Raw genomic sequence first — 11331 nt, 5'->3', positions numbered from 1 at the left:
TACCGATGACGCAGGTTAAAGAACAAAAACGTTCCGATATTCTGGCTTTGTCTCGTGAAACAAAGGTTATGATTGTTGAAGATAATCTGATTTCACGGACCTTCCTCGAAGCTCAGATTGTTCAAGAAGGGCATACGGTAGTTCATGCTGAACATGGTTTGGATGCGATAACCAAGCTTAAAGAAAATCCTGAAGGTGTGGATGTGATCTTAATGGATCGCGAAATGCCGGTAATGGATGGGTTGACTGCGGTTAAGCGTATTAAATCCGAGCCAAAATTGCGGAATATGCCTGTGATAATGATTACGGGGACAGACTCCGATGATGCGATAGATGATGGGCTTAATGCAGGTGTTTTTTACTATCTGACGAAGCCAGTTAAAGAAGAAATGTTACGATCTGTTCTCTCAGCGGCAGTTCGGGAAGTGGAAAATCGAGAAAAAGTTCAAACAGAACTTTCAAAGCATCGAACTGGCTTTGATTTGATGACGTCATTCCGTTTCGAACTTAAAAACCTTGAGCATGTCAACAAATTGAGCGGGTTTATAGCGAGTTGTTTTCCCGACCCCTCGCGAGTGGTGGCGGGTGTTTCTGAGCTTCTCATCAACGCTGTGGAACATGGTAATCTTGAGATTGGCTATGAAAATAAATACACCTTGCTTCAAGCCAATAATTGGGAGGCTGAGGTCCAACGCAGATTGTTATTGCCAAAATATGCTGATCGCGTTGTTGTCGCATCTGTTGTTAAAAAACAGGACGGTATTTATCTCGTAGTTGAAGATCAGGGCGAAGGTTTCGACTGGAAAAAATACGTTCGCGTTGATCCTTCCCGCGCTGGTGACAGTCATGGCCGAGGAATTGCTCTGGCTGCAATGAGCAGCTTTGATAAGCTTCAGTACAATGAAAAGGGCAATAAGGCCGTTGCCATCATCACTCAAGGTGAAAGTTTGGAGTGGTGATATGAGCGTGGATTTTTCAAAAACAAAGACTCTTATTTTTATTTTGGTTGCGGCCTTTATTATGTGGGGTGTGCGAGAATTTGCACGCGAAGAGCATATGAATAGTCTGGAGAGCCAATTTGACCAGATAACGAAGCTCGAAATCTTGCTTAAAGACTCTCGTACGCGTCGGCATGCTGAAATTGCTGAATATATTGGGAGATATATGACGTCGTCGGAATTTGTGTCACAAGATGAATTTAGAGAATTCAATGCTGAACTTGTCGAAACTAATACTCAAACTCGCTCTTTGTCGTGGGTTTCGAAGGGCGAAGATGGAAGCTTCACTGTTGATAATGTTTACCCTCTAAAAAGGGGGCTCGATTATGGTCAGATAATTGACGTCGATGATTATTTATATCCGCTGGTTTTGACAGCCTTTAAGACGGGGCGTCTCCAGTTTGGTATAGATAAATTACAAAATATGGGCCTTGATCATTCCTTAGATTCAACGACAACGCGCAATGAATTAAATATGGCTTTCATCGTCCCTATGGCAATTGATAGTGCAGTTGAAGGCGTGTCTATTCACATCGTAAATCTTCCTGAGGGCGTTCGTGTTGCTCAAAAGGAAATAGGTGGAGATCATGCCGATTACATCGTTGTAACAGCTGACAATGTTCCAGCACCAAATATTTCTCCTCCGGGGATATTGGGTGCGTTGCTAGAGCGTCAATTAGAGCCAGTGATAACGCCAGTTTACAGTGGTGCTGAAGATTCAGAATATACATTCAATTTTCGTTTTTCTCCATCAGCGTATTTTTACGAAGCGCATCGTTCCGGCATAACGCGTCTTTTTATTGTGCTTGTTTTGGTGATTGGTGGAATGTTCATCTACCTGCTCAAAATGAGGCGTGTGCTACATGATCAGGTTAAAGCACGTAAATTGGCGTTATCATCTAATCAAATTAAGTCAGACTTTCTAGCCACTATGAGCCATGAAATTCGGACACCTATGAATGGCGTTCTGGGAATGGCTGAGCTTATTCTGAGTGCAAAACCGTCTAAGAAAATTGAATCTTATGCTGAGACAATTTTGTCATCTGGAAATTCGCTGCAACGTATCATCGATGATATTTTGGATTTCTCCAAAATTGAAGCAGGGCGAATGGAACTTGAGAGAGTTGATTGCAATGTTGTTGAATTAATTGATGAAACCGGCCAATTATTCGCGATGCGAGCACAGGATAAAGGTGTAGAAATTTCGATTTTTTCGGATCCAGATATGCCTTCAAATGTTTTCTTGGATCCTGTTCGCTTTAGGCAGGTGTTGGATAATTTTGTTAGCAATGCAATCAAATTTACAAACACCGGCTCAATCCAAGTCAAGGTGTTTGAAATCCCTGATGAAAGTCTTGATGAAGATGGTATTCGTTTTCGTGTCGAGGTTGTGGATACGGGGATTGGAATTTCAGAAGAAGCCCAAAGCCGAATTTTTGAAAAATTCAGTCAAGCTGACACATCAACAACGCGTAAGTTTGGCGGAACAGGATTGGGCCTTTCCATTTGTCAAAGCATTATTGAACTTGCGAATGGTAAAATTGGCGTCGACAGTGTTGAAGGTGAGGGATCTACGTTCTGGTTTGAGGTTATAACTCAACGTTCGCAAGTGAAGCCCTCTGCCGATTTAGATCTGAAACGATTGGGTCTTAAGCGTGTGTTGATCGTCGATGATAGTGATGTCTCTCTGGAAATTCTACGAGCCCAAATGGAAGCATCCGGCGTGAGTGTCGATTGCGTTTCAGTTGGTAGTGAGGCCATCCAAAGCGTGAAACTAGCTCGCGCTAACGGATCCGAATTTGATATGGTATTGATTGACTATGTTATGCCTTCAATGAATGGCGAAACTTTAGCGGTTCAACTCAGCCAGATTACTGATGCTTGTTTGATACTTGTGTCGGCAGCAGGGCGCAATGGTGTGGATGATAGTTTTGCTTGCGGGGTATTTAGTGCTGCGATTGAAAAACCCATTCGTATGAGCTCCTTTCGGCAAAACGTCGCGGAAATTTGGTCAAAATTTAAATTTGGAGATGTCATCCCTCCTGAGTTAGCCGAATATCAAAATGAAACTGTGAAACCAGATGATATAGATATTGCTGGTATGCGTGTGCTCATCGCGGAAGACAACTTCATCAATCAGATCTTTATTCAAGAAATAATGAACGAGTTCGAGTGTGATTTTGTTTTGACATCTAATGGGCAGGAAGCCGTTGATATGGCGCTAAAGAAGCCATTCGATATTGTTTTGATGGATTGTTTAATGCCGGTCATGGATGGATTTGAAGCATCACGCAAGATTGTCGATTATCAGCTTTCTGGTGAAATTTCAAAGGATTTGCCCATCGTGGCTCTTACGGCTAATGCCCTGAAGGGAGATCGAGAAAGATGCCTAGATGCCGGGATGGCAGATTACATGACGAAACCAGTGCGAAAAGAGGAGTTGAAGCAGAAAATGTTTAATTTGTTTAAGAAGTCCAAATCAGATGAGAGTTCAGAAACACAGGAAACGACTCCACAGGAACATGCGCCTGTCCATACGCTCCAGACGGTAGAAAAACTAGTTCCAATTATGCCTGCTGGCATGTCGAGGTCTGATTTTATTGATGAAGTAGCGGTGGAAGAAGCAAGATCACTATTGAAAGACAAGTTCGATACGATGGTGCCGCTTTTCATTCAGAATTCAAAAGAAATGCTAGAGCAGATCAGGTTAGCATTAAAAAACAATCGAATTGAAGAAATCGTAAGACCTTCCCACTCTCTAAAATCCAGTGCAAAGCAAATGGGGGCGACAGCGCTATCGTCCATAGCTAAAAAATTGGAAGCACAAGCTAAAGAAGTTTCTGATCAAGATTCGCAGATTGGTTATAGTAATCAAGAATTCACAAAAATGCTGACTGAATTAGAGAGCTTCTTGGGTGTCAGTGGTATGTTATTGCTTGATGGAAAAGCGGAAATATCTGGAAATAGTGTTCAAAAACAAGCTATTTAAAGAAAAACAATAGCATAGATTTGATAACGCTATGTAGGTCTAAAACTAGCATAGCGTTATCAAATTCTATTGTATTGGAGTATTTTAGCTTAGTCAGAAGCTGTCTTTTCATTAATTAGCGGCATCAGGCACCCAAGCACATGATATAATGTACTGGCTGGTGAATTGCTGGAAATGACCTTTCCTGCACCGTCTACTTCATCATGCCAATATCCCATGTTTTCGCCACTCACATTGAGGTAATGCTTTTTCAAACGCTCCAGCATTTCCAAACCTTTACGCTGTTCTGGTAAAGAGTCATTGGAGAGCTTCAGTCGGATATATTCTGTTTGCGGCCATAAACGTGAATTTACATTCTCTGGGTGCGTTCCGTCTGGATAGCAGTAATTCATGACAAGTCCGGTTTCGGGTGCAATCCCATAAGTGTCGCTAAATGCTTCTAAAACAGCGGTGGTGTTTGTCTTGCGTCCCGTCATTTTTGCATATTTACGCAATAGGAAGACCCATTCGAGTAAATGTCCGGGTTCAATAAGGCGGTATCGTTCATTTGCGCGTTCAGGCAATGGTGTCAGGTCTTCGTGAAAATATTCACGCAATAATCCATCAACACAGAAGCGTTGTGTGTATAGCTCGAAAATTTCTTCAGCTAAATCAGCCATTTGTTCATCACCAAACAATTCCATCCAGTGAATTGCAGCTTCAAACAAATGCATATGCGGATTTGCTCTTCGGGGTGTAGTCGCAGGTATGCCTTCGACGAACCCGATAATTGGGTGACGGAGCCGATTAAACAGAAGTTCCTTTGTTTTGGTCGCCGCTTCAAGAACGCGTTTTTCGCCTGTGACTTTATAAGCCCATGCAAGTCCAAGCAGAGCAAAAGCTTGATCATAAGTATCTATGCGCCCGTCGAGCAGAGAACCATCGCGATTATAAATATGTCCCCAACCGCCGGTTTCTAACCAACAATGCTTGAGCATATAATTGAGAGGAGACTCAAGGGCGTGAGCGCCTTCCTTCCAGCCCATTTCATGGGCGTGGGCAAAAGCATAAACTTGACGCGCTTGGACACGGAAACGGCGCCCCATGTCGTGGAGGGGCTTGCCTTCCATATTAAGCGCTTCATAAACACCGCCAAATTCACGGTCGAGGCCGATATCAGCCCAAAGAGGTAGAGCTTGGTTGAACAACCAGTTGCGCGCCCAGCCACGTTGGCGAGAGGCAAAAGATTTGGACCTTGCACCATGTCCAAGTGCAGTGGAGTGACCATCTTTTTCTAAAGCTTGGTGCACTTTCTTCACACTTTGTGCGTGCTCAGTGTGGCAAACCAGTAGTGCGTCTGGTGTATCAATGACGGCAACGTCTTGCATTCCGATTAGAGCCACGACGCGGCCGCTAGCTTGCACGAGACAATTGCTAGAATCTACAATGCGGACATCGCCTGTTAGGTTGTTGCCATTCTTATCCATGTTGCCGAGTTCGCGTACACTTGCCCAGCTACCAACATCTGACCAACCAAATTTGGCAGGAACAACAGCGGCATTTTCTGTGCGTTCCATGATTGCGTAGTCGATCGACTTTTTTTCTATCGCACTAAATAAGAGAGGGTCATATTGAAGGTGTTTATAGCCGTTAGGTGATGTCTCTGTGCGAGCGCAATTACATGCTGCTAGAACTTTAGCATAGATGTCTGGTTCAAAATTGGATAGTTCATTTAAATAGGTTGAACCACGCACGGCAAAAATACCTGCATTCCAGACATAATCTCCACTATCAATATACATTTGAGCGGTTTCAGCGTCAGGTTTTTCAACGAATTTTTCAACGGGGTAACCTGGCGCTTCTTTGAGCTTTTCCGAAGCACGTTTTATGTAACCAAAGCCGGTTTCTGGACGATCAGGGGTGACGCCTATTGTGCATATATTGCCTTGTTGGGCCGTTTGAGCAGCTTCAATAATTGCAGTATGGAAATGTTCCATATCCTCAATATAGTGATCTGCTGGAACCAGAACGAGGATTGCATCCTCACCAAGGTTTTCATTGACCCAGTGAGCTGCAATACCAGCCGCAGCGGCAGTATCGCGTCCCATGGGTTCTTCAAGGATAGCGCTTGAAGGGATACCATTTTCAAATAGTTGATTTTCAACCTCGGCTGCATATGCCTGAGAACAGATAATCAACGGTGCTTCGCTATTTGGGGTTGCGTTCATCCGCAGAGCAGTATGGGTTAGGAGAGAATGCTCACCAAACAGAGTTTGAAGCTGTTTAGGTTCATGTGAGCGTGATAATGGCCAAAGCCGCGTTCCGCTACCACCACATAAAATAGCCGGTACTATCTTTAGTGTCATTTCTGATCCCACCCATGTTTGAACATGACCCTCTTGGTGCAAATAGGCACAAATTTCAACAGGTTTCTACAAAATGAAGAGTCCCGTTCGCGCTAAAAGATAAAACATCAAGGCAAAACGTATTTGCCAAATTGTTAAAATGCATATCCCTAAACTTGGATAAGCTAATTCTTTTGAAATGATTTTAACCTTGTATCTTCACGGTTTTTAGTAAATTAGAATGAGCATTAGCGACTTTGTTCATTTGCAATTTGGTCCGCATAGGTGCCAAAATTCAATGATTAATAAATCATTACTTGGTTTGGCGAGGTTCTTGCTGTATTCTAATTCAACGATACATAGAATTTTGGGTTAAATTCTTATATTTTAATATTTTGAGATAATTATGTTGGGGGAAGATAAAGCAGATTATTGCTTGTCTTTTTAGATGATGAACGAGATTGTTTCTGCAGAATTAGCTAATTATGGATTTTCCACAAAAGGCAAGGGGAGTATATGGAAGCGCGTTGTTCGTTACATAACCCGCTTACATTTTCAACTCATTTCAGGTCTTTTCCTCGCCGTTGTGGCTCCCGCTCTCATGAGGGGGCGTTGGGAGCAGTTTGCGGATCAGGTTGCGAGCTATGATAATTCTCTTCTTGGAACCACTCTGGCATTTTTGTTAGGTTTTTTGTTCTTTTATAAGATCACGTCTTTTCCAGGTATCCGTAAAGTTCAGTATGTTCTCCCAAGCTTTGTCGCTGGGTATGTTCTAATTGTTGTGATGTTTTTTCTCTTAAGGCTGGATTACAGTCGCTATCAGTTTGTCATTAGTTTCGGCATGACAACATCATGGTTTATGGTTTTGTTTTTGTTGAGAAAACGTGTCACGCGATTGCGTTTAGCTTATATAGATGGCGGTCGTACGCACTTGCTCAAACAATTAGGTTGGGTTGATTTAGTTCAAGTTAAATCCCTAGAAGAGCGTGGAAATTTGCCTCTGGTTGTCGATTTGAATGAAAGTTTGGATGAAGATTGGGAACGCTATATCGCAGATAATGCATTGCGTGGACGCCCCATATTTCATGTCAAACAGGTAATTGAATCGCTGACTGGCCGTATGCCTGTTGATCATTTGGCGGAGAACAAATTTGGCTCCCTAGCACCAACGACACTTTATGCGCCGGCAAAACTTTATGTTGATTGGTTTTTGGCTTTATCGGCTCTGATATTATTATCGCCTCTCTTGCTTGTTGTGGCGATTGCTATTCGTCTGGAATCCCCTGGGCCTGCAATATTTAAACAAACACGCATGGGGTTTGGTGGTAAGCCTTTTACGATTTATAAATTCCGGTCTATGCGTCAGCAAGACTCCACTAAGGTCAATCGCAATAGTGAGATGACTAAGAGTGATGATGACCGGATTACGAAAATTGGTCGTAAAATCCGTGGAAATCGGATTGATGAACTCCCGCAGATTTTGAATATTCTTAAAGGCGAAATGAGTTGGATAGGACCGCGTCCTGAAGCCATGCGCTTGTCCAGCTGGTATGAAGAGAAAATCCCTTTCTACCGTTACCGTCATTTGGTGCGCCCGGGTATTACAGGGTGGGCGCAAGTTCATCAAGGCCACGTCACAAGTGTTGAAGATGCAGATGTGAAACTGCAATATGATTTCTTTTACGTGCGCAACTTATCCATTTGGCTTGATGTGCTCGTAATTTTTAAAACATTCCAAGTCGTTTTGACTGGAAATGGTGCAAAGTAATACACTTCATTCGTCTATTGGAATTAGGCAAGGCGCATAAGGTTTGTCTAATAGTTGTTTATACTAAGATTTTATAGTTAAAATTACTCTTCAATGTTGAGGAAATCAGATATATTACCATTGAAGTGGTATGTATTGGATGGATGAGACGTTGAAAACTGTAATAAAGCTTGTGATATTTTTGCTGTTGCTAGACGTTATCGGAGTCGCAGTTTTTTACGTCTCTGCGCAATCTGTAGATGATAGTTTTCAGGGCTCTACAGATGTCGGAATTGTTTTTCATACCGAAAACAAGTCTTTGCTAAATAGGCGGATGGCAAAGTCCGTTGGCATGGTCTTGTCTGGCGATATAAATCACTTGAAAACAGTTGGAGGTATGCGTCCTTTGCAGGGCAGAATTGGGGCGGTGGATATGGCAATAAAAGCAACAATGCTGGGTGTGCCAAATTCGCTAGTTTCGGCAGACAGAACCTCCAATGACACGGTAACTAGTCTTAAAGGTGCTGCGAGTTCTATTGAGGACATGAAGGCGCAATCTGTCACCTATATTAGCGAATGCATGCATTTGGTTCGTGTGAAATCATTAAAAAACAGAGTGGATTGGAAAGGCATAGAGCATAGCTATTCATGCGTTGAAACGGGTGGGTACCACGCGATATGGCTACAAGCCCATTATGAAGCGATTGCTTGGATAGTTTCATTTTTACCCGAAACGTTGCATCGCCGTGTCGTTGCAAAGGTTCGACCATAGTCTGCTCTGGCAGGTTAGCTTCATTCAATCGGTAATTGGACGAGCATACCTTTAAATGATCTAGAAATATAATGTGCTGAATTTAAAAGCTGTGAGTGTATTTTTTAGTGAGCTTTCTTCGTACGCGGCTGTCATGACTATAAGGTAGATATAAAGAGCTTTTGTCTTGCAGCAGCTCGTGCTCCTAAATCTTGTCTTTATTCTAAATTGATTATAGCGATATATCCATATATGACATTAATTCCCCATTGTGAAATAAATGGGTTGAATTGGTAGCATAGCCGAAGCTGTGCATGATGACATATAATAGGAGAGATGCAGCGATGACAAAACCATTTGATCAGGCCGTAGACGAAGTCAAGCGGGGAGCATCGCTATCTGAGCAAGCTAAATTTTTGTATGATTTGCTCACCGAAGAAGAGCGACTTTGGGTTTTGGACGGTGATTTGCCTTTTCATGATGGCATTATGCAAATGATGACCACCCGCTATAATCTTCGTCCTTATATTATGGGCCAGATTGATAGAATTGGTATTCCGGGAATTCACTTTGTCGATGGTCCGCGTGGTTGTGTGTCTGGTGAAGGCACGGCTTTTCCTGTGGCTATGGCGAGAGGGGCCACATGGGATGTCCAGCTTGAAGAACAAATTGGTGATGTTATCGGTCAGGAAGTTCGGGCGCGCGGCGGAAATTTCTTTGGTGGAATCTGTATAAACCTTGCGCGCCATCCGGCGTGGGGACGTGTTCAAGAAACCTATGGGGATGAACCTTATCAATTAGGAAGTTTTGGCGCAGCCCTTTGTCGGGGCGTGAAAAAGCACACCATGACATGTGTGAAACACTATGCACTCAACAGCATGGAAAATAAACGTTTTGAAGTTGATGTTTCCGTCAGCCAAGAAGACTTGCACGACGTGTATCTACCTCATTTTAAACAAGTAATTGACGAAGGCGTGGATAGTGTCATGAGCGCCTATAACGCCATAAATGGTGAGTGGGCAGGTCATCATAATTACCTTCTGACAGATGTTTTAAGGGGGCTTTGGAAGTTTGACGGCTTTGTCATCAGTGATTTTGTCATGGGGTTGCGTGATAGCGCGGCGTCACTGAATGCTGGTTTGGACCTTGAGGCACCTTATATCCAACAAAGAGCACAATATCTGGCTACGCAAATTGAAAGCGGTGAGACAGATTGGTCAACAGTAGAGCAATCCTGTCTGCGCATTTTAAAAATACAGTTGAAGCATTATGCAGCACGTTTGGAAGATGGGTATCCAGAAGCTTTAATCGCCAATAAGGCAGCAGCACAATTGGCCCGAGAAGTTGCCAGTCGATCTATGGTCCTGCTTAAAAATGAGGATAAAGAAGGGCGAGCAGTTCTTCCAATTGAATCATCTAATGTGAAGCGCATAGCTTTGATTGGGCGTTTGGCGAATGCTCCGAATATGGGGGATCACGGATCATCGCGGGTCGTACCACCTTATTATGTGACACCTGAAGCGGGAATACGTGCTCGGTATCCAGATGCGCAGATAGAATTGGTCTCAGAAGATAATCCAGATGCGGCTGAGCTCGCTGCTAAAAATGCGGATGTGGCCATTATTGTGGCTGGATATGATTATAGAGATGAGGGGGAGTTTTTTGGTGGCAATCAAATGCGCTCAAACCCTGAATTTAAAAAGAATTTTCCGCCACCACCAGAAGGTTTTGAGGAAAAAATGGCTGAGTTGGCGGCGAGTAAGCTGTCGGATGATGCAGCTATGAAAATTGTTGGTGGTGATCGCTCCTCGCTTGAATTGCGGGAAGTTGATCGGGAAATCATTAAAAAAGTAAGCGCGGCAAACCCTAAAACAATTGTGGCCATCATTGCTGCTGGTGCTGTGCTCATGGATGAGTGGCGAGATGATGTCCCGGCTCTGATGATGATGTGGTATGCGGGTATGGAAGGAGGTCATGCACTGGCTGATATTATTTCCGGTGATGTGAATCCAGCTGGTCATTTGCCATATGCTATTGCCCAAAATGCTAAAGATCTGCCATTTTTCGACAAAGACGCCACAGCAATTGAATATGGTCGTTTATATGGTCAGCGCCTGATTGATGCAAACAATCACGAGCCTGCTTATGCGCATGGATTTGGGTTATCCTACACTGAGTTTGTCATTTCAAATGCAACAATCAAAGAATTGGACGCAGAAAAAGCGGCCCTTAAAATTGCAGTTGAAAATACCGGTTCGCGAGATGGTATTCATATCGTTCAAGTGTATGGAAAACGTTTAACGGGACAGCATGCAAATGAGTCGATTTTGGTGGGGTTTGCGCCTGTGAAAGTGAATGCAGGTACTTCTCAATCTGTAGACGTGACATGTTCTTTTGAAGCTTTGGCGCTTTGGAATGAAAGTGTGAAAAAGCGAGAATTACCAGCGCTTGAGAATGTGGAATTAAGGGTATCATCTTACGCAGGTGACCCTGATGCGCTCACTTTAGTAATGGGCGGATGA

General features: G+C 43.3%; 6 protein-coding genes. 5 read left to right on the top strand and 1 reads right to left on the bottom strand.

Going from position 1 to position 11331, the window contains the following annotated elements; all coding sequences use genetic code 11:
• Positions 1-5: 5 nt before the first annotated feature.
• Positions 6-959 (top strand): response regulator, encoded by a 954-nt coding sequence (locus tag HBAL_RS13345; RefSeq protein ID WP_015828473.1) that lies wholly within the window; start codon positions 6-8, stop codon positions 957-959.
• A 1-nt stretch (position 960) separates the two neighbouring features.
• A complete protein-coding gene (locus HBAL_RS16435) occupies positions 961-3987 on the top strand; it encodes a hybrid sensor histidine kinase/response regulator (protein WP_015828472.1) in 3027 nt (1008 codons plus the stop codon).
• 89 nt (positions 3988-4076) lie between these two features.
• Here the strand turns inward: HBAL_RS16435 and HBAL_RS13335 are convergent, their stop codons facing one another.
• Entirely contained in the window at positions 4077-6332 is a 2256-nt protein-coding gene (locus HBAL_RS13335; protein ID WP_015828471.1) for a mannose-1-phosphate guanylyltransferase/mannose-6-phosphate isomerase, read from the bottom strand.
• A gap of 427 nt (positions 6333-6759) precedes the next feature.
• On the opposite strand from HBAL_RS13335, the gene HBAL_RS13330 reads away from it, so the two are divergent.
• The 3 genes from HBAL_RS13330 (at position 6760) to HBAL_RS13320 (ending at position 11331) form a co-directional block, all read left to right on the top strand.
• Complete coding sequence (locus HBAL_RS13330; protein WP_015828470.1) at positions 6760-8079, top strand: sugar transferase; 1320 nt, start codon at positions 6760-6762, stop codon at positions 8077-8079.
• Positions 8080-8230: 151 nt separating this feature from the next.
• Positions 8231-8830 carry a hypothetical protein gene (locus HBAL_RS13325; protein ID WP_149037425.1) on the top strand — a complete coding sequence of 200 codons (600 nt, stop codon included), beginning with the start codon at positions 8231-8233 and terminating at the stop codon, positions 8828-8830.
• Between the two features lie 323 nt (positions 8831-9153).
• Positions 9154-11331, top strand: a complete 2178-nt coding sequence (locus HBAL_RS13320; protein WP_015828468.1) for a glycoside hydrolase family 3 protein — start codon at positions 9154-9156, stop codon at positions 11329-11331.

The sequence above is a fragment of the Hirschia baltica ATCC 49814 genome (assembly GCF_000023785.1).
GTDB lineage: Bacteria > Pseudomonadota > Alphaproteobacteria > Caulobacterales > Hyphomonadaceae > Hirschia > Hirschia baltica.
The sequence above is the reverse complement of the archived record's forward strand: the minus strand, read 5'-3'. Positions and strand labels throughout refer to the sequence as shown.

Excerpts from the sequence above, each read along its gene's own strand:
- HBAL_RS13335 (WP_015828471.1), bottom strand. The coding sequence starts at position 6,332 with ATGACACTAAAGATAGTACCGGCTATTTTATGTGGTGGTAGCGGAACG.
- HBAL_RS13320 (WP_015828468.1), top strand. The coding sequence starts at position 9,154 with ATGACAAAACCATTTGATCAGGCCGTAGACGAAGTCAAGCGGGGAGCA.
- HBAL_RS13345 (WP_015828473.1), top strand. The coding sequence starts at position 6 with ATGACGCAGGTTAAAGAACAAAAACGTTCCGATATTCTGGCTTTGTCT.
- HBAL_RS16435 (WP_015828472.1), top strand. The coding sequence starts at position 961 with ATGAGCGTGGATTTTTCAAAAACAAAGACTCTTATTTTTATTTTGGTT.
- HBAL_RS13330 (WP_015828470.1), top strand. The coding sequence starts at position 6,760 with ATGATGAACGAGATTGTTTCTGCAGAATTAGCTAATTATGGATTTTCC.